Genomic DNA, 23,067 nt, shown 5'->3' with positions numbered 1-23,067 from the left:
ATTTTGTTTTTTAATCGTGTTCCCAATGCAATATTAAAGCACGCCAGTTTCATTTTTCGGGACTGAGAAAAAATAAATGCTTTTTTTGAAGTCAAGAATCGAGAAGTTATAGGTGTTTGAATAATGGGATAAATTTCTTCTTTTACTTTTTTAAATAATACGACTACCTTCGTGATTCATTAATTCATAATTCATTTGTTTCTACATACGCACCCATACGAACCGTTTTTCCCTAAAGGAGCTACCAAACTAATTGTAGGAACATTACCACCACCAAGGTTTACTATGGGGGAATTAAAAAAAGGAGATGTTAATTTCTGTTATGGTAGTATAAGCGGTTTGTTATGGCCTGTTTTGGATAACATATTTGATCTGGATTTAAAGTTTGAGACCACTCAAAACGCAATAGATCAAAGAAAGGATTTCTTAACCTCTAGAGGGATAGGAGTTTGTGATATTGTACATAGTTGTGAACGAGAAAAGATCGATGCATCAGATTTAGGAATGCAAAATAGTACCCTTAGAGATATAGTATCGTATTTAAAGCAATATCCACAAATAGATACGTTGCTTTTTACAGGAGGTAATAGTAAAAATGGTCCTGAATATTTTTTTAGAAGACACTTAAAAGGATATGGCCTAAAGTTAGAAGTGATATCAAACGATATTCCTAGAATACATCGGTTTAGTTTAGGAGATAGAATAATCAATACGGTATCTCTTACTGCACCATCGGGGGCTGCCAATCGATCTATAGGGAGTTTACAGGAATATAAGGCATTAAAAAAAGCAAACCCTAAATTCAATACTATTGATTTTAGGGTGATGCAATATCAAAAATATTTTTAAAGCTTATTCAGATTCTTCGTCAGCTTTCTTTTTTGTAGTCTTCTTTGCAGCTGGTTTAGCTTTAGGTGTTGCCTCAGTCTTTGTTTTTGCCTCAGCTTTAGGCGTTGCTTCAGTTTTAGGTTTTGTCTCAGCTTTTGTCTCGGCTTTTGGCGTTGCTTCAGTTTTTGGTGCGGGCTCAGTTTTAGCCACTGCTTTAGGTTTTGGGGTTGATTTAGGCTTTGTTGTTTCTACTATAGCGGTCAATTTTTTACGACGTCTTAGTTTTCCATAAGAACCAATACCGATTTTACCACGACGTGTTTTTTTATCTCCTTTACCCATATATTAGATTTTATATTAAATAATTGATTAGGTGTGAATTACTAATGTAAGGATTTAGAAATGAAAAATGAAAAAACCTGTTGTGCATTTAGATGTTTTTTTAACTATAATCCGTCAATTCGACTTTAGGAGAAGTGTATCGAGAATAGGATTTTAGCTTAAAAAAGCTATTCTCGATACATTTTGTCTCCATTTCATTACTACAAAACACTCGAATTGACGCTTTTTTCGTAATAATTTTCCTAAATGCACAACAGCTATGAAAAATAATATTTTTTAAAACTGTTTTGTATCAGGTATACGTTAGGGGGTAGTATTGTTTTTGATTGAAATGGTTTAATTATTTTCACTTCAATCAAAAAAAGGTTAAACTACTTCAGTAAAAAAAACTATTTTCGAGCGAATCAAAAAAGTAGGATGAGTTCATTTCGAAAAACATTAAAACGTAGGTATAGTATTTCGAATAGAAAACTTCTTCTTATACTTTATAGCATACTTATTTTTATTCATTTCATTCTTAGAGATACTATATATCCGATCAATATTATATATTATGCATGCCCCATACTATTTCTGCTCATTGGAAATCTAATATTAACCGTATTGTTTTTTAAAGTTAAAAAGGTGTTTTATACTTTAATAGGGTGTCTTTTATGTTTATCATTGTATTGGTTTGCTACCTACTATAATGCGAAATCACCACCAGAACCTTCTGATAAGAGTAAGAGCATATTATTTTGGAATATCGCGAGAAAAGGAGAACGATCGATGGATGTTATTATCAAAAAAGTAAAGGAACAAGAGCCGTCTTTTATAGCATTGGTAGAGGCCGAAGAGGTGACTGATAAGGATGTAATGCGATTTAAGGATACATTTTCATCTTATAGTATACAAAAATTAGAAGGAGGGATGGTACTAGCAGTAAAAGGAGAAATAAATAACATCAAGTATCACTACAAAGACGAGAGTTTTAAATTTAATTATATAACCGTTACGCTTGATAATCAAAAAAAATCAATACTTATTGCAGATGTTAATGCAGTACCTTTTACGAATAGAAAATCCGCATTACATACTATTTATGAATTCACTATAAAAAATAACCCATCTTTTATTGTAGGGGATTTTAATACACCTTATGAAAGTGTACATTTTGGTGATTTTAAAAATAACCTGAATAGTTTTCATATGACTTCTAAAGGATTTACAGCAACATGGCCTTATGGTATTCCTTTATTCGAAATAGATCAAATTTGGAGTGCTAAAAAGATTAAACCGGTTTTTCTGAAAAAAGAACATTACAAAATATCAGACCATGCGCTCTTAATAGGAGTATATGAATAAACATGATAGATTAATGTGTTGAGTTAGAAATGGAAAATGAAACCTATGTTTTTTATGTATTTCATTATGGTCTAATCTAGCAATAGAGGAGTTTGAAATCCAACATGACTTCATTTTTCACTTTTCTTATTTATGCAGATTGGATTCATAAATTAACATCTCTAATATTCTTATCATGACTAAATCTTGATTTTTTTTAGTAGATTTATGCCTGTTAATTCTAAAATCTATGAAAGAATTTTTTGAAGGTATGTCAACCTTCGAGCAAGCATATTGGATTATAGCAATATTAGGTTCTATTATATTCCTGGTTATTTTTGCTTTAACCTTTATTGGTGCTAGTGATGTGGATATGGAAGCAGATATTTCTGATGTTGATGCAGATGATGGAGGTGTAGGTTTTCAATTTTTCACATTTAAAAATGTGATTGCTTTTTTTACCATTTTTGGTTGGACAGGTATTTTATGTATTGATAACGAATTATCTACTATTGTTACAATCGTTATTTCTTCTTTTGCAGGATTACTAATGATGATATTAACCTCTCTCTTGTTTTTCTGGATGCATAAAATGGCTGAATCTGGTACATTAAAAATTAAAAATGCTATTGGAGTAATTGGCGAAGTATATTTACCAGTTGGAGCAAACAGGTCGAGTATAGGAAAAATACAGATTAAAGTACAAGGTAGTTTACGAGAATTAGAAGCAGTAACAGATTCTGAAGAAATTTTAAGCACTTCTACTTTGGTAAAAGTTGTTGAAATTATAAGCTCAGAATTACTACTGGTCGAAAAATTATCTAACTAAAAATTTTAAATAAAATACGAATGAATATATTTTCATTATTTGCTGGATCTGGAGTTACTGGCATATACTTAGTAGCTGCAGTTATATTAATTTTTGTTGTTTTTATGTTTTCTATGTTCAGAAGGTACAAGCGTTGTCCTTCTGATAAAGTGTTGGTGGTTTATGGAAAAACTGGCGGGGAAAGTTCTTCTAAATGTATTCATGGAGGAGCGGCATTTATATGGCCTATAATTCAGGATTATTCGTTTCTGGATTTAACTCCGATTTCGATAGAAGTAAATTTGATTAATGCATTGAGTAAACAAAATATCCGTGTAAATGTACCTTCTAGATTTACTATTGGTATTTCTACAGAACCATCTATAATGCAAAATGCAGCAGAACGTTTGTTGGGGTTAAGCTTAGATGCTGTTCAAGAATTAGCACAAGAAATTATTTTTGGCCAGCTGCGATTGGTTGTTGCATCAATGGATATTGAAGAAATTAATACAGATAGAGATAAATTCTTATCGCATATTACTCATAGTGTTGAAGCTGAGTTAAAGAAAGTAGGTTTAAAACTGATTAATGTAAATATTACAGATATACATGACGAGTCTGGATATATCGAAGCCTTAGGAAAAGAAGCCGCAGCAAAAGCTATTAATGATGCTATTATTTCTGTAGCTCAAAAAGATAGAGATGGAGCAATAGGACAAGCAGAAGCTGTTCAGGATCAAAGAGTTCAAGTTGCTGCAGCAAATGCAAAAGCGGTCGAAGGTGAAAATACAGCAAAGGTTCAGGTTGCTAATTCTGATGCAGATAGAAGAGCTCGTGAAGCAGAGGCAGAGAGAATAGCTAATGCTTCAGAAAAAGTACAATCGGCAAAAGCATTAGAAGAAGCCTATGCAGCAGAAAAGATCGCCGAAGATGCAAGAGCAAAACGTAAAGAAGCAGAGCAAGGTGCAGATATCATTGTTCCTGCACAAATTGATAAGAAAAAAATTGAAATTGATGCAGAAGCGGAAGCAGAACAAATTAGACGAATTGCAAAAGGAGAGGCGGATGCAATTTTTATGAAAAAAGAAGCTGAAGCAAAAGGGATGTATGAAATTTTAACTAAACAAGCAGAAGGGTTAGACCGCATTGTTAAAGCAGCTGGAAATGACCCTAAAGAAGCAGTGTTGTTATTGATAGCAGATAAATTACCTGAGTTAGTTAAAACACAAGCAGAAGCAATTAAAAATATTAAAATAGATAAAATTACGGTCTGGGAAAATGGTAATGGAGAAGATGGTAAAACTTCGACCTCCAACTTTATTTCGGGGATGTATAAAGCAGTACCACCTTTACAAGAAATGTTCAATATGGCAGGAATGCAATTGCCTAATTACTTAAAAGGAGAAGAGAAAGAAAACCTGGATTCTGAAATAAAAAAAGATACTAATACCAAGGACAAGGAATAAAGATGTCTTACTTCTCATACTGATAATGACCAATAATTTTATAATCAAACAGACAATCTGCTAATACTTGTCCGCCACCAATATTATGAACAATTAGATAGCGCTGTTGATCGTTGGATTTTTTATTCACTACTAAGCCAATATGTGTGAGTCCTCCTCCCAGGTTCCAACATACAATATCACCAGGTAGATAATCTTTAGAATCGTTAGTTATTGGTTTTGTTTTTCCAAATCTGGAAAAAAACTTCATTAGATTAGGGACTCTTCTGTGGTCAATGTTTTTATCGGTTTTAGACAATCCCCAGTTTTTGGGATATAGTCCAAAATTGATGTACATATCTTCATGTACTTCTTTTTGTAAGTCAATATCCAGTGTTCTATACGCTCTGATCACTACATCTGTACACACTCCTTTATCACCAGGAACATCTCCATTTGGGTAGTCAATAGAGAAATAAGAAGGATCGTACGTCACTTTGTTTTTGGTTAATTCTATTGCAGCATCAGATAATTGAATTTTAAAATCAGTTTGCCCAAAATTAAATTGAACAAAAAGTATGAAAAGCAATAGAGAAAGTAGATGTTTTGTAATCATAAATTAGCTCTTATAAATTATTAAATATAAGTAAAACAATGCTATATAGTCTATATAAAGAGGGTTGGCTGTAGCAAAATTTACGTCGGTCATAATGATTTTCGACAGAAAATTGTATCGAGACAAGTAAATTTTCATCAAAACTTTAATTTTGACACAAATTTTCTCCACACCATTCAAGCGCAGTCGGGAAGTCATTATGAAAAACCACTCAATCTGACATTTTTTTTAATTAAAGCCTTATAATCAAACTCATACCATTTGTATTTTGAATTTTCGGTTACAGTAAATTCAATGTATAAATGGTATCAGATTACATATTAAAATACATGACCATACTGGTAACTCTTATAATTGAAAACAGTTAGTCAGGTTTATTTTTATGAATAGTAAATCTTTAAAATGATAAAAATAGAAGTAATCATTTAGCTGTTTTCATTAAAAGAAATAAAGAGTTCAGCTATAATAAGTATTACTACAATGAATAGTAATAGGACTAGAGGGAGTTGAAAAGTATTTGTTTAGAATACAGTAGAAAGGTTAAAAATACCTATACAGTACTCAAGAAATTGAAAAAGTTAACTACAAATACACAAAGCAAATTTCGAAAATATACTTGTAGTATTTGGCAAAACTTTGGGATCAGTGAGCAGTTTGCTATAGCGCATTATTAGTAATTTTGTGTCTACATTATATGGTAATACCACTTAAAATTTACTTAAAAACAGGATTTGATACGCAACCTATTTATCAGATGTGCATCAAATCTATGATACCTAAATAATAAATAGTTGTATGATAAAAAAAATACCTAGTATAGCAACAATTGTATTGATGTTGTTTTTTTATTCTTGTAGCGATGATGAAAATAACTTAAAAATGCCCGAAGAGGTAATTGTTCCACCAGATGAAATTATTAAAATCCCAGTAGTTATACATGTGATCAATCCACCATCACGACCATTTGTTATTAGTGATGAAAAAATACAATCCCAAATCGATGTACTCAATAAGGATTATAGGAAAAAAAATGAAGATCATGTAAAAACCCCAGATGAGTTTATAGGTTTGGTTGCAGATGTTGGTATAGAGTTTTATTTGGCAACTACAGATCCAGACGGAAAACCGACTACAGGAATTATTAGAACAGAATCAGATATATCGGGTTTTTCTGGAAATGATTTAACAGGTGAGTTGCCTATAGAAGAATACAAACTTTTTTTTGACAATAAAGGAGGACAGGATATTTGGCCTAGGGATAAATATCTAAATATTTATATAGCAGACATGACAGATAGGTGGGGTAAATTAGGTTTGGCAGGGTATGCATATTTTCCTGGAGCAGACCCAAGAATAGATGCAGTAGTTATAGATCCTAGAGTATTTGGCACATTACCCCCATTAGAAGCAGGATATGAATTAGGTAGAACGGCTACTCATGAAATAGGGCATTGGTTGAACTTAAAACATATATACGGTAAAGATGGTAGTTGTGAAGTTGGAGATGAAGTAGCAGATACTCCTGATCAGGAAAGCCAAAACTTAGGAAAACCAATTCATCCTAAAAACTCTTGTGATAATAATGAGATGTTTATGAATTTCATGGATCGTGTTGATGATGATACGATGTTTATGTTTACTAATGGCCAGAAAGAAAGAATACGAGCATTGTTTAATGAAGGAGGTGCCAGAAGAGCTCTATATCTTGAGAATAAGTAAAGAGAAGTGAAATCATGAAACTGTCAAAAAAAATACTTTTGATTGACAGCTTCATGAATACTATATAATTATCTAATGCTTCCAACAAACTTGTCAATAGTGTCTACCCCTTCATTAGTAAGGTGTTTTATGAAAGCAGAGCCAATGATAGCACCTTTAGCTGTTTTTGTAGCTTGTGTAAACGTTTCCTTGTTACTGATTCCAAAACCAACAATTTGCGGATTTTTTAGATCCAAAGCTTCAATGCGTTCAAAATATTGCTGTTGCGTATCGCCAAATGTACTTTTGGCTCCGGTGGTACTTGCAGAACTCACCATATAGATGAAACCATTAGATACACTATCTATGAATCGAATTCGTTCATCTGAAGTCTGTGGAGTGATTAGAAATACATTGATCAAGCCATATTTTTCAAAAGTTTCCTGATAATGTTCGTGATATTCATTAACCGGTAGATCGGGAATAATCAATCCGTCGATACCAATTTCCTGGCACTTAGCACAAAAAGCTTCTATGCCATACTGCATCATAGGATTAAAATACCCCATAATAATTAAAGGAATGTTAACCGATTTACGAATGTCTTTTAATTGTTCAAATAGAAGTTGAGTAGTCATACCATTTTTAAGAGCAATAGTCGAACTCTCTTGTATCGTTGGTCCGTCTGCCAAAGGGTCACTAAAAGGTAATCCTATTTCGATCATATCTACACCGTTTTTTTCTAGATCTTGTATGATTTTTGCGGTATCGTTTAGTGATGGGTAACCAGCGGTAAAATATATAGATAGTAACTTTTTATCTTGCTTCAATGCTGTATTTATTCTGTTCATTTTTTAGTATTGAGTATTGAGTAGTACGTATTGAGTAGTTGGAAATTAGTGCTCATTGCAATGTACTTACTACTTAATTGTTATAATTTAAAATAGTCTATATATGTGTCGAGATCCTTATCTCCTCTACCAGATAGGCTTATCACCACAATATCATCGGGTCTGAATTTTTTATCATTAAAGATCGCCAGGGCGTGCGAAGATTCTATTGCGGGAATAATTCCTTCTAATTGCGATAGTTCTAATCCGGCGGCCATGGCATCATCATCGGTTACAGAATAAAATTCTCCTCGTGCAGTTTTGTATAGATGGGCATGTAGTGGTCCAACACCGGGGTAATCCAGTCCTGCAGAAATAGAATAAGGTTCTGTGATTTGTCCATCAGAGGTTTGCATTAACAGGGTTTTACATCCATGAATGATTCCTTCTTTTCCTAATTGAGAGGTAGCGGCACTCTCGCCACTATGTACTCCTTTTCCGGCAGCTTCTACAGCAATAATTCCAACACTAGGTTCTTCTAAAAAATGATAATATGTTCCTGCAGCATTACTACCACCACCAATACAGGCTACTACATAATCAGGATGCTCTCTACCTTCTTTTTCCTTTAGCTGCCACTTGATTTCTTCTGAAATTATAGATTGAAATCGTGTTACCATATCCGGGTATGGATGAGGTCCTATGGCAGAGCCAATAATATAATGTGTGTCGACAGGATTATTGATCCAATCTCGTATAGCTTCGTTGGTAGCATCTTTAAGAGTTTTACTTCCTGATTTGGCAGGTCTTACCTCGGCGCCAAGCATTTTCATTCGCGCTACATTAGGTGCTTGTCGTTTGATATCAATCTCGCCCATATAGACAATACATTTGATACCCATAAGTGCACATACTGTGGCTGTAGCTACTCCATGTTGTCCTGCACCCGTTTCTGCAATAATCCTGTTTTTACCTAATCGTTTGGCTACAAGAATTTGTCCAATAGTATTATTTACTTTATGTGCACCGGTATGGTTAAGGTCTTCACGTTTAAGGTATACTTTTGTATTGTGTTTTTCTGAAAGACGTTTGGCGAAATATAATGGAGAAGGGCGACCAACGTAGTCTTTTAATAATTGATCAAACTCTTCTTTAAAAGAAGGTTCATTCATAATATCCAGATAAGTAGTTCGTAATTCTTCAACATTAGGGTAAAGCATTTCTGGTATATATGCTCCTCCAAAATCTCCGTAATATCCTTTTTCGTTAGCTTGATAATTCATTTTTTGTAGTTTTTGGTTGTCATTGCGTTTGTGTTGGAATGACAAGCTTTATAAATTTTTCGAGATCTTCTGTTTTTTTTAATCCTGGTTTGCTTTCGAATTTGCTATTTACATCAATAGCGTGTAAATATTTAGATTCGGGACTCTCGAGAAAAGATAAAAGATCTTCTATTTCATCGAGTCCAATACCACCACTTAAAATGAATGGGGTAGAAGAAGGGTATCCTTTTAAGACACTCCAATCAAAAGTATATCCATTACCTCCTTTTTCTTTTCCTTTGGTATCAAAGAGAAAATAATCTACAATACCTTCGTAGGGTTGTAAACGGTCGAAATCAAACTCATCTTTGATCGAAAATACTTTCCACACTTCGAAATTATAGCGTTCAAAACCAATTTCTTTTCCATTTTTACTAACTGGAAGAGACAGTTCTACTTCTTTTAACGCCTTGCAATATTCGGAACTCTCATCTCCATGAAGTTGGATAGCATCTAAACTATGTTTAGCAATTTTTGAAACAACTTGATTTATTGGTTCATTAACAAAAACCCCTACTTTTTTAATTGTCGAGGGTAGTTTCGGAATTTCTCCTTCAAAATTTCTGGGAGAGTTTTCATAGAAAATAAAGCCAAGGTAATCTGGTTTCATAGCTGCAACAGCTTCTATGTTTTCCTTATATTTCATCCCACAGACTTTCAGTTTCATTTCTTTAGGTCTTTTATGAATTCTACAGCACTGGCTCCGGGGTTTTCGGTTTTCATGAAGTTTTCACCGATAAGAAAACCTTTATATCCATATTGCTTTAGGTCTTTTATTGCTTCAATGGTACTAATGCCACTCTCTGAAACTTTTACAAAATCATCTGGGATTTGAGTACTTAGCGTTTTACTAATATCTGTACTCACTTCGAATGTTTTTAGATTTCGATTGTTCACGCCCAGCATATCCAAAGATGGCATAATAGATTTTTGTAGTTCGTCTTGGTTATGAACTTCTAATAATACATCGAGTGATAAGCTTTTAGCAAACTGGGATAAAGATTTGATCTCATCGCGTGATAAAACGGCTGCGATTAATAAGATGACATCGGCTCCATGAGCTTTGGCTTCTAATAATTGATATTCGTCGATGATAAATTCTTTACGTAGTAAAGGCATTTGTACTGTAGCTCTGGCAAGTAAAAGATCTTCTAAGGATCCTCCAAAATACTTACCATCTGATAGCACCGACATCCCACAAGCTCCTGCATTTTCATACCCCTGTGCTACATCTTGTACGCTTACAGTTTGATTAATCACAGATTTTGAAGGGGATCTACGCTTGTGTTCTGCAATGATACCTGTATCACTATTCTGTAAAGCTTTGGCTAATGAATTTGTTTGACGGTCAAACAAAACAGAGTTCTCTAATTGTTTGATAGGAATTAAACTTTTTTTGAGTTCAACTTCTTTATGTTTATCTGCTATTATTTTATCTAGTATGTTCATTTATGGTTGTTTGTTGGCTACATTCATTTTAGTACTTTATTTTTTTTAGTGAGGCATATAATAAATGTTGTGCTTACTAAACAATATTTAGTTTTCCTTCTTTTTTTAGTTCATCATTCATTAGTAATCGAACAGATTCAAAATAATCGGTTTCGAATGTAATTGCCGTGATATCATCGGTTAAAAAATCGTAATCGTAGTTTTTTTCGATACTACCATCAGAATTTACCAAATCAATGTTAAATATATTTTCTTTTGTTTGATTCAATTTTCCGTAAAATATTTCTGCTTCATTGTCTTGAAATTCGAAGACTCCATGTTTTTTCTCAGACCATTGAAGTATTTCAAGTGTGTTCCCGAATTTAAACCCATCTGGCACATCTGTTTTAATATTTTTGAGTTTTAAAACCCTCGAAATCTTACCTTCTTTTGTTTTAGATTTTCTCTTTTTTACAGTTTTTTTTCTATACAATTTAAATCCGTCAACCACATAGTCTACGGGTATATGTTTAACCAAAATCCAATCTTCATTTTCGCTAATAAGTAGCCCGGTTTCTTTCTCTTCCCAACCTGTGATTTTGTATGTTTCGACTTTCATTTTATTACATTGAATTTCTTTTGTGTATTTATAAATCCCAGCAGAAGTACTGGAGTGATAAATTATTTTAATTCTTACTTAATTCCTGAACTTTTTTTAGTGCTATTAATCCTTTTCCAGAACGTAGTGATTCTTTTGCTTTTTCGAATCCTTGTTTTGGTTCGAGACCTTCTACAGTGGCGATAGCCATTCCTGCATTGGCACAGACTACATTATTTTGAGCTTCGGTACCATTACCACTTAAGATATTCATAAATATAGCAGCAGATGCTTCGATAGAATCTCCTCCGTAAATATCTTCTTGTTTCAATGTTGGTACTCCAAAATCTAATGGCGAGAGCATTCCTTCTGTAGTATTAGAGATTGTTTTTGTGTTTCCGGTTAGCGAAATCTCATCGTATCCATCCAGAGCATGGATAATAGTGAATTTTTTATCTGTATTTTGATATAGGTATCCATACATCCTTGCTAATTCTAGGTTAAAAACTCCTACGATTTGATTTTTTGGAAATGCTGGATTTACCATTGGTCCAAGCATATTGAAAAAGGTTTTTACACCTAATTCTCTACGTATCGGAGCAACATTTTTCATCGCAGGATGAAATAATGGAGCATGTAATACACATATCCCGGCTTCATCGATACTACGTTTTAAAAAGTCTTTATCATTACTGAACTTAATCCCCAAATGCTCCATTACATTCGAACTACCACATGTTGAAGAAACTCCGTAGTTTCCGTGTTTAGTAACTTTAATTCCTGCTCCTGCCGAGACAAAAGAAGAAAGCGTTGAAATATTAAAGGTGTCTTTACCGTCACCACCAGTACCACAAAGATCTACGGGGTTGTACTCGCTAAGGTCTATTGCGATACAAAGCTCTAGTAATGCATCTCTAAAACCTTCTAATTCTTCGATGGTAATGCTACGCATCATATATACAGTAAGAAATGAAGCGATCTGACTTTGATTGTATTCTCCTTTAGAAATGTTAACCAAAACACCTTTGGCTTCTTCTTTAGAGATGGTTTCGTGATTGATTAATCGATTGAGTAAGTTTTTCATAAGTCCCTCACTCCAACTCTCTCACAACATTGGAAAGAGAGTTTGTATGGAGTATTTTTAAAAGTTAGTATTTATTATCATTTAGGTATTAATATCAATTATTAACCCAGTTTTCTAGTATCTTTTTTCCGTCGGGGGTTAATACAGATTCTGGATGAAATTGCACCCCACGAACATCTAATTCTTTATGACGTAGAGACATGATTTGCCCGTTTTGATCATATGAAGTCACTTGCAGGCAATCGGGTAAATCTTTATCTTCTACTACCCAGGAGTGATATCTTCCTACATCAAAATTGGTATTAAGTCCCTCAAAAAGAGATTCATCTGTGACTGATAGTGTTACATTGGTTGCTACACCATGATACACTTCATTGAGGTTGATGAGGCTACCTCCAAAAACTTCTCCTATAGCCTGTTGTCCTAGGCAAACTCCAAAAATACTTTTGGTATTTGCATATTCACGGATAATATCTTTTAGTAATCCTGCTTCATCTGGAATCCCAGGACCCGGAGACAATAATATTTTTTGAAAAGCATCTACATCTTCTAATCGTAATTGGTCATTACGTTTTACGACAACCTCACAACCAAGATCTTCTAGATAATGAACCAGATTGTATACGAATGAGTCGTAATTGTCTATTACTAATATTTTTGTATTCATTGTTTTTTTTTTAGAGTTTCAGAGTTTTTACACTTTGTTACTTTGTCTCTTTACTACTTTTTTGTGTTAGGGATAGAAGCTAGCTACCTTGTAGCGCGAATAGCCCGACCCCAAATAATTGGGGAAACACCCTTATATTTCTTCTGCAAGTTTTAATGCTTTTGTTAATGCTCCTAATTTATTATAGACTTCTTGTAATTCGTTTTCTTCATTTGATTCATTAACCAGTCCAGCTCCTGCCTGCCAGTGTAATTTGTGATTTTTACTTAGAAATGTACGGATCATGATCGCGTGATTAAAGTTTCCTGAAAAATCCATAAAACCAATAGCTCCCCCGTAGAAATCACGGTTTACGTTTTCGTATTTTTCGATAAGTTGCATGGCCATATGTTTTGGTGCACCACTTAATGTACCTGCCGGGAAAGTGTCTCCTACTATTTGCATAGTGGTGGTGTCTTTGTGTTTTTTGCTAGTGACTTTACTAACTAAGTGGATCACATGAGAATAAAATTGAACTTCTCTATAGGTTTCTACAGTAACATGGTTTCCGTTTCGACTTAGGTCATTACGAGCCAGGTCTACCAGCATCACGTGTTCTGCATTTTCTTTTTCATCTACAGATAGTTTTTTTGCTAATTCTGCATCTTGCTCGTCATTGCCTGTGCGTTTAAAAGTTCCTGCGATGGGGTGAATCTCGGCAATATCATCTTTGACTACTAGTTGTGCCTCGGGAGAACTACCAAATATTTTAAAATCACCATAATCAAAGTAAAACAAGTAAGGTGAAGGGTTAACACTTCGTAATGCCCGATAGACATTAAATTCATCTCCTTTGAATTTTTGCGAAAAGCGTTTGGATAGTACTAATTGAAATACGTCTCCGCGATGACAATGTTTTTTGGCTAAGGTTACATGTTCTTTATATTGTTCATCATTAAGATTAGAGGTGGTATCACCGACTGTAGTAAAATTATAGGAAGCAAAATTTTTGACTTTAAGTAAAGATTCTATTTCGGCAATATTGCTTTCTGATTCATAGCAGTGAGCAAAAATATAAGCTTCATTAGTAAAATTACTGATAGCAATAATGTTTTGATATACCGTGTATTGTATGTCTGGAATATTTAAACCTTCTTCTTTTTTAGAAATAGAGATATCTTCAAAATATCGAACAGCATCATAGGAGATATAACCAAAAAGACCATTGTTAATGAATTTGAACTTACTTTTGGAGGTTATAAATTTTTTACCAAATTGCTCAACAACTTCTGCGATGTTGGTGGTATCGGTTATTGGGGTTTCCTCGATGGTTTTATCGGGAAAGGATTGATAAATAGTTTCGTTTTCTACTTTGATATTGGCAATCGGATTACAGCAGATGTAAGAAAAACTATTTTCACTCCCTCTATAATCGTTATTTTCTAATAATAGGCTATTAGGAAAACGGTCTCTGATTTTTAGATAAACACTCACCGGAGTAAAGGTGTCTGCCAGGATTTGTTTGAAATGTGTGGTTAATTTATAATTCATTTTGCGTTTTTAATTTTTAAATACAATCTCTGTTTAGGGAACAAAAAAAAGGCTTGTCGTGATTCGACAAGCCTTTGATATGTTTTACTTAACACAATGATAGGATCTATCTCACGACGTTTTCGTTTTGAGATGACCACCACCAATTATTTGTTAAGATTGTTTTCATTTTTTTTATTTGTTAGGCCAAATATATAAATTAATTATAATTCAGAACAATAAAAAATTACATTTTTAAATTAACAGCTAATTCGAATTCATCGCTGATTGCTTTATCACCTAAGTTATCAAAGAAACTTCCTGACCCGTACTTGATGTCATACTTTGTTCTATCTACTTTAAGTGTTGTTGATGCGGTAGCACCATTTACAGCTAAAATAAATTTGATTGGATTTGTTTTTCCTTTAATCGTAAGATCTCCGGCTACTACATAACCTTTGTCTGTTTTTTTAGTTTTTGTAACCACTAATTTTGCACTTTTATGATTTGCTATTCCGAAGAAATCATCAGAGCTTAAGTGTCCTTCAAGTTTTTCTTTTCCTTTTCCAGCTTCAAGATCACTAACGGCTAGTGTAGTCATATCTACTGTAAATTCACCTCCTGTAAGGTTATCACCATCAAATACTAAAAAACCTTCTGATAGATTTAGTGTTCCAGTATGAGATCCGGTAACTTTTTTACCTGTCCAGTTAATTGTACTTTCTGAAGTTTTGATTTCTTTTTTTTGTGCAAAAGTAGATGTTGTTGCAACTATTGCAATTGCTAAGAATAATGATTTAAGTCTAGTTTTCATGATCGTTTAAAAATTAATAGTTATTGTTATTTATGAGTTAGAATTTCTAAGTTTGTTTAATAATTCATTTAATTGGATCAAATCCTCTGTAGAGAAATTTGAAGTAACACTGTTTTCCAATTCATCCATTACAGGACTTACTTTATCCAAAAATTTTTTCCCTTGCTCTGTAATAGTAATTTCAACCTTTCTCCGATTAGATTCACAGGTTATACGTTTTACATAGCCTTTGTTGATGAGCTTATCTACCAATCGAGTAGTATTACTCATTTTAGTAACCATTCTTTCTTGTATGGTAGAGAGGTTAGCTGGTTTTTCTTTTTGTCCTTTTAGGATTCGTAAGACATTAAATTGTTGAAGTGAAATATCATAAGCTTTTAAATTGATATTGATTTTATCCATTATCCAGTTTTCCGTATATAATAAATTTATTACGATTTTTTTAGGTAGCGGAAGTTCAATCTCTGTTTTTATGATTTTTTCTATATTCAATTGTATCTACAATATTTGTCTATACAAATGTATGTTAATTTTTATTTCGAAAATTGTAAATTGTTATTAATTCTTTGTTAAATTCGGGTTTTGAGATCAGGTTTAATAGTATTATTGTCATTTAGAAAAGTATCGTTATTGCGTTAAACAATTGTGAAAAATTCTGAAAATATTTAGATAAAATATAGAAACCTTGTTAATTTTCTTTTGCAGAATTAAAGGTTTTGATACATTAGTATGATGTCGAGATTAATTTTATATACCGTATTTATAGTGCTTTTTACTAATTGTAAAGGAGAGCAACAGACTGTAGCTCTTGATGCAACAGATGTTTTCGAAAGTAAAGGTATAGAGATACCTGTATATGATTTTGAGAGTTTTAAACCGCTATTAAATATTAATGACGGGAAAATAAGAGTGATTAATTTCTGGGCTACATGGTGTAAACCATGTGTAGCCGAGTTGCCTTATTTTGAGTTAATCAACAGTAGGTATCCTAAGAATAAGGTTGAGGTGATTTTGGTAAGCCTGGATTTACCCAGTCAAGTAGAATCTAAGTTAATTCCATTTGTAAAAAAACAAAAGATAGGAAGTAAAGTGATTTTACTAGATGATCCCGATGCAAATAATTGGATCCCAAAAGTTAACCGTGATTGGTCTGGTTCTATACCGGCAACAGTAATATATAAAAATGGTGATAGTAATTTTTATGAAAGATCTTTTACTTATAATGAATTAGAAAAAGAGCTTAAAAAAATGCTGTAAATACTAATTAATAGAAAAGCAATCAAAAATTAAACAGATGAAAACTTTAAAAATTCTGGTAGGAGTAGCCTTTGTGATCGCGATAAGCGCATTTGCATTGGATAAAGTGTCTGGTACTAAAATTGAAGGAGGATATTCGATTGGAGATGTTGCTACAGATTTTAAACTAAAAAATGTTGATGATACTTTAATATCATTGGCAGATTATAAAGAAGCCAAAGGGTTTATTGTAATCTTTACATGTAACCACTGTCCATATTCTGTGGCTTACGAAGATAGAATAATTGAATTAGATGCTGCTTTTAAAGAAAAAGGATACCCTGTTGTAGCTATAAATCCTAATAATCCAAAGGCTTATCCAGATGATAGTTTTGATAATATGCAGATAAGAGCAAAAGATAAAGGATTTACTTTTCCGTATTTATTTGATGACGGACAAAAAATATATCCTCAGTATGGAGCTACTAAAACTCCTCATGTCTATGTTCTAGAGAAAACACCTACAGGTAATATCGTTCGGTATATAGGTGCAATTGATAATAATTATAAAGATGCATCGGCTGCCGATCAGAAATATGTCGAAGATGCTGTAAATGCCCTATTAAAAGGAGAAAAAGTTCCTGTAGAAATTACAAAAGCTATCGGTTGTAGTATTAAAGCATAGTTTTTTTGTAATTTTTTAATAAATTGAAGGTGTAGTTTTAACACAATTAATGAACTACTCTTTATATTTGTAAGGAATATAAAAAAACAAAAGTCCAATTTTAGTAGAACACATTTTATAATGGCAGAAGATATCACTCAAGAAGAATGGCAAGAGCAAATTGCTAATGACAATAATGCAGTAATTTTAGATGTAAGAACAGAAGAAGAAGTAGAGGATGGGTATATACCCAATATGCTTAATGTAGATATTCGTCAGGGACAAGGTTTTCTTGATGAGATAGGAAAGCTGGATAAAACCAAAAACTACTATGTATACTGTCGTTCTGGGGCACGTAGTGCTCAAGCGTGTATGTTAATGAATCAAATGGGATTCGAAACTACATATAATTTGGTTGGAGGCTTTATGAATTGGGAAGGCGAAATCGTAGAAGATTAGTATACTATCTTATGAAAATCAAATCATTTTTAGTAATCATTTTTATTTCTTCAGTATTGCTTAATTGCAAACGGGTTGAAGAAGATTCTGTAGTAGAGTTAATTACAGTTGAAGAAATGGATTCATTATTAGAAATGAGTAAAGTGCAACTTATTGATGTAAGAACACCAGGTGAGTATGCCCAAGGATATATCGAAGGGGCTGTGAATATCGATTTTAGAAATGAAAATTTTGAAGACCTAATTTCTAAAATTGATAAAACAAAACCCGTAATTGTATATTGTGCCCGAGGTGGAAGAAGTAATAAATGCTCTAGCTATATGAAAAAAGCAGGATTTACTAAAATCTATGATCTCGATGGTGGTATCACAGAATGGAAGTTTAAAAAGAGAAAAGTAATTAGATAAAGCTTATTTAATTATATATAAGATATATTTTATTAAAAAGCTAGCCCTTTATAGAAAGTATCATTAACTAATCTTGCACTACCCAATAATATTGCTTTTTCCTGAAGTTCGCTTTTGTGTATTTTCACAAGACAATCTTGGGCGTTTATTTTTTTCTCAAGCTCATTAGCAAAAAAAGGCCATGCTTTGGCAATATTACCTCCAATAACTATAGCTTCTGCATTGTAAGATTTTAACCAGGGACTTAAAAATTCAGCTAGATTTTCAGAAAATTCATTAAAAACTTGTTGTACCGCAACATCATTTTTTAAAGAAGCTTCTGTAAGTTCTTTAACATTATCAATTGTAGTATCGGTAATCTCTTTATATCTTTTGATAAACCACCGGGTAGAAAAATAATCATCAGCGATTCCATCTTTATATGGGATGTGATATAACTCTCCATCCTTAGGGATTCCATCTCCAGAAAGAATTGGAAGTCCATGAAAAAGAAAAGAAGCACCAAAACCTGCACCCAATATTATCCCTAGGCCTCTTCGAATTGATTTAAGCTTTCCTCTCCAGACTTCACCAATACCAAAGCAAGCGGCATCATTATAAAACCGTATAGGAATATCATCAGATAGTTGTAATTTTTTCTTCAGTATTTCTTTAATATTTATACAAAAAAGAGAAGCATATTTTTGCTGCATTTTGAAGGCAAAAATCCCATTATAATAATCAAATGGTCCAGGTATAGCTATGCCAATTCCTTCTAGAGGATCATCTACAAGAGTATCGATAACTTTCTGCAATGCAAATAACCACCGTTCTAATATTTCATCAGCTTCGGCTGTATTATCTACCGTAATAGAAACTAGATTAGCTTCTGATAATTTGTTTGTTTTGGTGTCTATTCCAGCTACAGTAATATAATTACCTCCAATATCTACTCCTAATATCATTTGTTGTATATAGTCTATTTAAGTAATACTAACTAAAAAATAGCTAGTCGCCAAAATTACAATTTAAAATAGTTTTTGCTTTGATTATTATTAATTATTCTTCTTGTAAATTGTATCATATAGTAAACCCCAAGGCTTTGACTTGGGGTTTCTTTTATTCTTTTTATCAAGATATATGATAAATCTTACGGTATTACATATATGAAATTTGACAATGCATTTTATATACTACATAAATTTCAATAAGGTGAAAAACTTATGATAAGCGTTATTCTGTAATCTTAGGAGTGCTTTGCATTTCAAAAATAATCTCTCCACCTTTTATAATGTCATTATGCGAAAGAGTAACATTATTTATGACTCTACCATTTACAGTAACTTGATTAACATAGATGTTATCTTTACTTTGATTTTTTACTATAATCCTAAGATCTTTTCCGTTTTCCAAATGAAGTATTGCTTCTTTAACCAGAGGGCTTCCTATTGCATAATCGGGCGACCCAGGTGTAACGGGATAAAATCCTAAACTACTAAATATATACCACGCGCTCATTTGTCCTGCATCATCATTACCACACAATCCATCTACTGTAGGGCCATACATAGTATTCATAATCATACGAACACGCTCTTGGGTTTTATGTGGTTTCCCTGTCCAGTTATATAAATAAGGGATATGATGACCGGGTTCATTGCCATGTACATAATTGCCTATAATTCCGTCTCGAGTAATGTCTTCGTGTTTTTCTATAAATTTGTCTTCTAATTTCATAGTGAACAAAGAATCTAGATGTTGACTAAATCGTTCATTTCCTCCCATCATTTTTACCATTTTTTCTAATTGATGAGGTACATATAATCCATAATTCCATGCATTTCCTTCAATAAAACCTTGCCCGTGCGTATCTAAAGGGTCAAATTCTTTTCTAAATTCACCATTAGATAATTTAGGACGCATATATCCAATTTTGGGATCATACACATTGTTATAATACTCTGATCTTTTTAGAAATTGATCCGTAGTCTTCTTATCTCCTGTACTATTTGCAATCTGGGCAATACACCAATCATTGTACGCTAATTCTAGTGTTTTAGAAACAGAAGAGTGGCTTTTATCATCAGGTACGTATTGATATTTGATATAATCCCCTAAGCCATCAAAATAAGGAACATTGGCGGTACTTACTGATGCTGCAAGAGCTTTGTTTTTATCAAAATCTCCAACGTTTTTAGCGATTGCATCTGCAATTACCGAAGTCGCATGATAGCCTATCATACACCAGTTTTCATTAGCATAATGACTCCAGATCGGTAACATATGATGTACACTTTGTTCTTGATGAGCCAGCATCGATTTGATCATATCGTTGTTACGACTAGGTTGTGTAATATTAAACAAGGGATGTAAGGCTCTATATGTATCCCAAAGAGAGAAAACCGAGTAGTTTGTGAAATTTTCGGAAACATGAATGTTTTGATCCAGCCCAAGATAACTACCATCTACATCTTCATAAATAATTGGACTAAGCATTGTGTGATATAGTGCAGTGTAGAATGTAGTTTTGTCTGCTTCTGTAATCGTTTTTACTTCTATTTTTGATAACTCATCATTCCATTTGTTCTCAGTTTTCTGTTTCGTTTTCTCAAAATCCCAATTAGGTAACTCGGATTTCAGGTTTTTTAATGCCCCGTCGGTACTAACAGAGGATAGTGCAAATTTGATATTGATTTTTTCGTTAGTCTTTGTGTCAAAATTAAAATATGCGCGAATATCTTTTCCTGCCATTTCAGGGAAATTTTCCTGTTGCTCAAAACGACGATAAAACCCATCATATTTTACAGTATCGTACTTTTTGTGTCCATAACTATTAAAAGGTTTAGAGAATTGCATAGCAAAAAATACTTTTTTGGTTCTTGCCCATCCTTTGGTTTGACGATAACCGGTTACTAAGGAATCATTTTCTACTCGTAAGAATGTCCATACGTTTTTGTCATCATGATGATAAACATTATAAACTAAATCCAAAATAATGTGTGCATCTTTTGTTTCGGGAAAAGTATATTGATGAACTCCTACACGTTCTGTTGCAGTAAGTTCTGCTGTTATGTCATAATCCTTTAGTTTTACTCTATAGTATCCTGGTGAAGCATACTCATTATCATGAGAAAACGTAGAATAAAATCCTTTAGAGCCATCTGCTGTTTTTATGGGATCGAGCACTAAACTCCCAGTTGTTGGCATTACTAAAAAATCCCCTAGATCAGAGTGCCCCGTACCACTTAGGTTAGTGTGAGAAAAACCTATTATTGTAGAATCCCTGTATTGATACCCAGCGCAATATTCATAAGTTTCTTTGTTGTAACTACCATCCTTGTTAAACATTACTTCAAAATTCGTTTGTGGGCTTACTTGTACCATCCCGAAAGGCGCTGTTGCTCCTGGGTAGGTATGTCCCATTTTGCTGGTGCCAATAAATGGATTAACATATTTTGTAAAATCTGTTTTTTTGATAGTTTTTGATACAGGATTCTGGGTTACCGGATCTGTAGAATCTTTCTTGCATGAAGAAAAACAAAGTATTACTGTTATTAGAATTGATAGATATTTCATTACTATATGATTTTTGTTTTCACTTTTAACAAAGGGTCTGATGTTTAAACACTTTTTATATAGAGTGATGAGAGTTTATTTTTATGTTTTAAGAATTAGCCTTTCTTCTACCATAAAAGACTATATAAATATAGCAGATTAAAACTAGGATAAATGCAGTCTTAAATCCTGTTTGATCAGAAAGTAATCCAAATAAAGGAGGAATTATTGCTCCACCTACAATCATAGTGCATAAAACACCGGATGCCTGTGGTTTTAGATCTTCTAATCCTTCTATTGATAAGGAAAATATGGTAGGGAACATAATGGAGTTAAATAACCCTACCGCCAGAATACTCCACATAGCTATAAAACCAGAAGTTGATATAGATATCAAAATCAATATAGTAGCTCCAATGGCAAAGAAGCTTAAAACCTTTGCTGGTTTTATGATTTTGGTTAAATGCGCCCCTATAAACCGACCAATCATAGCACCACTCCAATAAAAGGTAACAAAAGCACCTACTATTGCTTTATTATCCAGTATTTGGCTATCAGCTCCCAGAATCCCTTCAGAAATACTCCTCATGAATGTACTTTCTTTGATTAGGGTAGCAAGGTTCATATCTAAAAAATAATTGATTAGATAACTACCTATTGCAACTTCGGCTCCAACATATACAAATATCCCAATGGCTCCCATAACCAAAGACTTATTTTGTAAAACTTTTACATATCCGCCTTTCGGACTATCTTTTATTAATTTAGGGAGTTTGATAAATATAAAAGCAAAGGCCAGGATGGCTACAAATATGGCGATTCCTATGAAAGGAGATTGAACTGCAGCAGCTTCAGAAATATAATAGTTTTCTTTATCTAAAGTGTTTAAGGCAGCAATTTCCTGAGGGTTTTTAACTTTATCACTTAAAATAAACATAGCTCCGATAGCTGGAGCAATAGTTGTACCTAATGAATTAAAAGCCTGTGACAAATTAAGTCTGCTTGAAGCACCTTCTTCAGAGCCTAGTACAGCTACATATGGGTTAGCAGCAACTTGTAGAATAGTAATTCCACTTGCTACTACAAAGTATGCTAACATAAAAATACTAAATTCACGATAAGATGCAGCGGGGTAAAATAATAAACATCCTGTTGCGAGTGTTAATAAGCCTAATATGATTCCTTTTTTATAACCAATTTTAGATAGAATAAACCCAGAAGGTATTGATAATAAAAAGTAAGCTCCAAAAAACGCAAATTGAACTAATCCAGCCTGAAAGTAATTTAAAGTAAAAACTTCGCGAAGTCTAGGAATTAGAGAGTCGACTAGTACTGTTATAAATCCCCACAAAAAAAATAAGGAGGTTAAAAATATAAAAGCACTTTTATGGGTTGTACTGTTTTTCAAAATAGTGTTTTTTTTAGATTATTATATGTTTTATCTTTTAGTATTGA

At 33.1% G+C, this 23,067-nt stretch carries 23 protein-coding genes and 1 pseudogene; 9 read left to right on the top strand and 15 right to left on the bottom strand.

Features of this window, described 5'->3' with window-relative positions; genetic code table 11:
• Positions 1 to 195 precede the first annotated feature (195 nt).
• The gene (locus tag DG435_RS10420) at positions 196 to 849 is read left to right on the top strand and encodes a uracil-DNA glycosylase family protein (RefSeq protein ID WP_106794768.1); all 654 of its coding nucleotides are present in this window, start codon (positions 196 to 198) and stop codon (positions 847 to 849) included.
• 246 nt (positions 850 to 1,095) lie between these two features.
• Here the strand turns inward: DG435_RS10420 and DG435_RS25945 are convergent.
• Positions 1,096 to 1,170: pseudogene (locus DG435_RS25945) on the bottom strand (30S ribosomal protein THX); the annotation flags it as partial.
• A 417-nt stretch (positions 1,171 to 1,587) separates the two neighbouring features.
• Between DG435_RS25945 and DG435_RS10410 the strand changes: the two are divergent.
• From DG435_RS10410 to DG435_RS10400, 3 genes are all read left to right on the top strand, one after another.
• Complete coding sequence (locus DG435_RS10410) at positions 1,588 to 2,514, top strand: endonuclease/exonuclease/phosphatase family protein (protein ID WP_159025770.1); 927 nt, start codon at positions 1,588 to 1,590, stop codon at positions 2,512 to 2,514.
• Between the two features lie 229 nt (positions 2,515 to 2,743).
• Positions 2,744 to 3,322: a hypothetical protein gene (locus DG435_RS10405; protein ID WP_106794765.1), complete on the top strand. Its 579-nt coding sequence runs from the start codon at positions 2,744 to 2,746 to the stop codon at positions 3,320 to 3,322.
• Positions 3,323 to 3,342: 20 nt separating this feature from the next.
• Complete coding sequence (locus DG435_RS10400; RefSeq protein WP_024772883.1) at positions 3,343 to 4,767, top strand: flotillin family protein; 1,425 nt, start codon at positions 3,343 to 3,345, stop codon at positions 4,765 to 4,767.
• A 7-nt stretch (positions 4,768 to 4,774) separates the two neighbouring features.
• On the opposite strand, the gene DG435_RS10395 is transcribed toward DG435_RS10400, so the two are convergent.
• Positions 4,775 to 5,362, bottom strand: coding sequence for a DUF1287 domain-containing protein (locus DG435_RS10395; protein ID WP_106794764.1), 588 nt, complete (start codon positions 5,360 to 5,362; stop codon positions 4,775 to 4,777).
• Positions 5,363 to 6,157: 795 nt separating this feature from the next.
• On the opposite strand from DG435_RS10395, the gene DG435_RS10390 reads away from it, so the two are divergent.
• Entirely contained in the window at positions 6,158 to 7,081 is a 924-nt protein-coding gene (locus tag DG435_RS10390; protein ID WP_106794763.1) for a zinc metalloprotease, read from the top strand.
• Positions 7,082 to 7,149: 68 nt separating this feature from the next.
• Here the strand turns inward: DG435_RS10390 and trpA are convergent, their stop codons facing one another.
• The 10 genes from trpA to DG435_RS10340 form a co-directional block, all read right to left on the bottom strand.
• A complete protein-coding gene (gene trpA / locus DG435_RS10385) occupies positions 7,150 to 7,911 on the bottom strand; it encodes a tryptophan synthase subunit alpha (RefSeq protein ID WP_106794762.1) in 762 nt (253 codons plus the stop codon).
• Positions 7,912 to 7,991: 80 nt separating this feature from the next.
• Positions 7,992 to 9,173: a tryptophan synthase subunit beta gene (gene trpB / locus DG435_RS10380; RefSeq protein WP_106794761.1), complete on the bottom strand. Its 1,182-nt coding sequence runs from the start codon at positions 9,171 to 9,173 to the stop codon at positions 7,992 to 7,994.
• Between the two features lie 19 nt (positions 9,174 to 9,192).
• On the bottom strand, positions 9,193 to 9,879 hold the full coding sequence (locus DG435_RS10375; RefSeq protein WP_106794760.1) for a phosphoribosylanthranilate isomerase: 687 nt from the start codon (positions 9,877 to 9,879) through the stop codon (positions 9,193 to 9,195).
• Positions 9,876 to 10,661, bottom strand: coding sequence for an indole-3-glycerol phosphate synthase TrpC (trpC, locus tag DG435_RS10370; protein WP_106794759.1), 786 nt, complete (start codon positions 10,659 to 10,661; stop codon positions 9,876 to 9,878). Before trpC ends, DG435_RS10375 begins: the two co-directional genes overlap by 4 nt.
• Before the next feature lie 76 nt (positions 10,662 to 10,737).
• Positions 10,738 to 11,259, bottom strand: coding sequence for a hypothetical protein (locus tag DG435_RS10365; RefSeq protein WP_106794758.1), 522 nt, complete (start codon positions 11,257 to 11,259; stop codon positions 10,738 to 10,740).
• 67 nt (positions 11,260 to 11,326) lie between these two features.
• A complete protein-coding gene (gene trpD / locus DG435_RS10360; RefSeq protein WP_106794757.1) occupies positions 11,327 to 12,322 on the bottom strand; it encodes an anthranilate phosphoribosyltransferase in 996 nt (331 codons plus the stop codon).
• A 94-nt stretch (positions 12,323 to 12,416) separates the two neighbouring features.
• Complete coding sequence (locus DG435_RS10355) at positions 12,417 to 12,989, bottom strand: aminodeoxychorismate/anthranilate synthase component II (RefSeq protein ID WP_024772875.1); 573 nt, start codon at positions 12,987 to 12,989, stop codon at positions 12,417 to 12,419.
• 132 nt (positions 12,990 to 13,121) lie between these two features.
• Positions 13,122 to 14,519, bottom strand: a complete 1,398-nt coding sequence (locus DG435_RS10350) for an anthranilate synthase component I family protein (RefSeq protein WP_106794756.1) — start codon at positions 14,517 to 14,519, stop codon at positions 13,122 to 13,124.
• Between the two features lie 226 nt (positions 14,520 to 14,745).
• Positions 14,746 to 15,312 carry a YceI family protein gene (locus tag DG435_RS10345; RefSeq protein ID WP_024772873.1) on the bottom strand — a complete coding sequence of 189 codons (567 nt, stop codon included), beginning with the start codon at positions 15,310 to 15,312 and terminating at the stop codon, positions 14,746 to 14,748.
• Positions 15,313 to 15,342: 30 nt separating this feature from the next.
• Positions 15,343 to 15,714: a MarR family winged helix-turn-helix transcriptional regulator gene (locus DG435_RS10340; protein ID WP_369871890.1), complete on the bottom strand. Its 372-nt coding sequence runs from the start codon at positions 15,712 to 15,714 to the stop codon at positions 15,343 to 15,345.
• Between the two features lie 327 nt (positions 15,715 to 16,041).
• Between DG435_RS10340 and DG435_RS10335 the strand changes: the two genes are divergently transcribed.
• From DG435_RS10335 to DG435_RS10320, 4 genes are all read left to right on the top strand, one after another.
• Positions 16,042 to 16,569, top strand: a complete 528-nt coding sequence (locus DG435_RS10335; RefSeq protein ID WP_234420905.1) for a TlpA disulfide reductase family protein — start codon at positions 16,042 to 16,044, stop codon at positions 16,567 to 16,569.
• A 37-nt stretch (positions 16,570 to 16,606) separates the two neighbouring features.
• Complete coding sequence (locus DG435_RS10330) at positions 16,607 to 17,233, top strand: thioredoxin family protein (protein WP_106794753.1); 627 nt, start codon at positions 16,607 to 16,609, stop codon at positions 17,231 to 17,233.
• Positions 17,234 to 17,353: 120 nt separating this feature from the next.
• Complete coding sequence (locus DG435_RS10325) at positions 17,354 to 17,671, top strand: rhodanese-like domain-containing protein (protein ID WP_106794752.1); 318 nt, start codon at positions 17,354 to 17,356, stop codon at positions 17,669 to 17,671.
• Positions 17,672 to 17,682: 11 nt separating this feature from the next.
• On the top strand, positions 17,683 to 18,078 hold the full coding sequence (locus tag DG435_RS10320; protein WP_106794751.1) for a rhodanese-like domain-containing protein: 396 nt from the start codon (positions 17,683 to 17,685) through the stop codon (positions 18,076 to 18,078).
• A 32-nt stretch (positions 18,079 to 18,110) separates the two neighbouring features.
• On the opposite strand, the gene DG435_RS10315 is transcribed toward DG435_RS10320, so the two are convergent.
• From DG435_RS10315 to DG435_RS10305, 3 genes are all read right to left on the bottom strand, one after another.
• Positions 18,111 to 19,022: an ROK family protein gene (locus DG435_RS10315; RefSeq protein WP_106794750.1), complete on the bottom strand. Its 912-nt coding sequence runs from the start codon at positions 19,020 to 19,022 to the stop codon at positions 18,111 to 18,113.
• Positions 19,023 to 19,290: 268 nt separating this feature from the next.
• On the bottom strand, positions 19,291 to 21,633 hold the full coding sequence (locus DG435_RS10310; protein WP_106794827.1) for a GH92 family glycosyl hydrolase: 2,343 nt from the start codon (positions 21,631 to 21,633) through the stop codon (positions 19,291 to 19,293).
• Positions 21,634 to 21,721: 88 nt separating this feature from the next.
• On the bottom strand, positions 21,722 to 23,020 hold the full coding sequence (locus DG435_RS10305) for a sugar MFS transporter (protein WP_106794826.1): 1,299 nt from the start codon (positions 23,018 to 23,020) through the stop codon (positions 21,722 to 21,724).
• Positions 23,021 to 23,067: the final 47 nt, after the last annotated feature.

This window comes from Aquimarina sp. Aq78 (assembly GCF_900299525.1).
In the GTDB taxonomy this organism is placed as follows: Bacteria; Bacteroidota; Bacteroidia; order Flavobacteriales; family Flavobacteriaceae; genus Aquimarina.
Note: the sequence above shows the minus strand (reverse complement) of the source record. Positions and strands in the feature narration are given on the sequence as shown.

Excerpts from the sequence above, each read along its gene's own strand:
- DG435_RS10410 (WP_159025770.1), top strand. The coding sequence starts at position 1,588 with ATGAGTTCATTTCGAAAAACATTAAAACGTAGGTATAGTATTTCGAAT.
- DG435_RS10405 (WP_106794765.1), top strand. The coding sequence starts at position 2,744 with ATGAAAGAATTTTTTGAAGGTATGTCAACCTTCGAGCAAGCATATTGG.
- DG435_RS10400 (WP_024772883.1), top strand. The coding sequence starts at position 3,343 with ATGAATATATTTTCATTATTTGCTGGATCTGGAGTTACTGGCATATAC.
- DG435_RS10395 (WP_106794764.1), bottom strand. The coding sequence starts at position 5,362 with ATGATTACAAAACATCTACTTTCTCTATTGCTTTTCATACTTTTTGTT.
- DG435_RS10390 (WP_106794763.1), top strand. The coding sequence starts at position 6,158 with ATGATAAAAAAAATACCTAGTATAGCAACAATTGTATTGATGTTGTTT.
- trpA (WP_106794762.1), bottom strand. The coding sequence starts at position 7,911 with ATGAACAGAATAAATACAGCATTGAAGCAAGATAAAAAGTTACTATCT.
- trpB (WP_106794761.1), bottom strand. The coding sequence starts at position 9,173 with ATGAATTATCAAGCTAACGAAAAAGGATATTACGGAGATTTTGGAGGA.
- DG435_RS10375 (WP_106794760.1), bottom strand. The coding sequence starts at position 9,879 with ATGAAACTGAAAGTCTGTGGGATGAAATATAAGGAAAACATAGAAGCT.
- trpC (WP_106794759.1), bottom strand. The coding sequence starts at position 10,661 with ATGAACATACTAGATAAAATAATAGCAGATAAACATAAAGAAGTTGAA.
- DG435_RS10365 (WP_106794758.1), bottom strand. The coding sequence starts at position 11,259 with ATGAAAGTCGAAACATACAAAATCACAGGTTGGGAAGAGAAAGAAACC.
- trpD (WP_106794757.1), bottom strand. The coding sequence starts at position 12,322 with ATGAAAAACTTACTCAATCGATTAATCAATCACGAAACCATCTCTAAA.
- DG435_RS10355 (WP_024772875.1), bottom strand. The coding sequence starts at position 12,989 with ATGAATACAAAAATATTAGTAATAGACAATTACGACTCATTCGTATAC.
- DG435_RS10350 (WP_106794756.1), bottom strand. The coding sequence starts at position 14,519 with ATGAATTATAAATTAACCACACATTTCAAACAAATCCTGGCAGACACC.
- DG435_RS10345 (WP_024772873.1), bottom strand. The coding sequence starts at position 15,312 with ATGAAAACTAGACTTAAATCATTATTCTTAGCAATTGCAATAGTTGCA.
- DG435_RS10340 (WP_369871890.1), bottom strand. The coding sequence starts at position 15,714 with ATGGATAAAATCAATATCAATTTAAAAGCTTATGATATTTCACTTCAA.
- DG435_RS10335 (WP_234420905.1), top strand. The coding sequence starts at position 16,042 with ATGATGTCGAGATTAATTTTATATACCGTATTTATAGTGCTTTTTACT.
- DG435_RS10330 (WP_106794753.1), top strand. The coding sequence starts at position 16,607 with ATGAAAACTTTAAAAATTCTGGTAGGAGTAGCCTTTGTGATCGCGATA.
- DG435_RS10325 (WP_106794752.1), top strand. The coding sequence starts at position 17,354 with ATGGCAGAAGATATCACTCAAGAAGAATGGCAAGAGCAAATTGCTAAT.
- DG435_RS10320 (WP_106794751.1), top strand. The coding sequence starts at position 17,683 with ATGAAAATCAAATCATTTTTAGTAATCATTTTTATTTCTTCAGTATTG.
- DG435_RS10315 (WP_106794750.1), bottom strand. The coding sequence starts at position 19,022 with ATGATATTAGGAGTAGATATTGGAGGTAATTATATTACTGTAGCTGGA.
- DG435_RS10310 (WP_106794827.1), bottom strand. The coding sequence starts at position 21,633 with ATGAAATATCTATCAATTCTAATAACAGTAATACTTTGTTTTTCTTCA.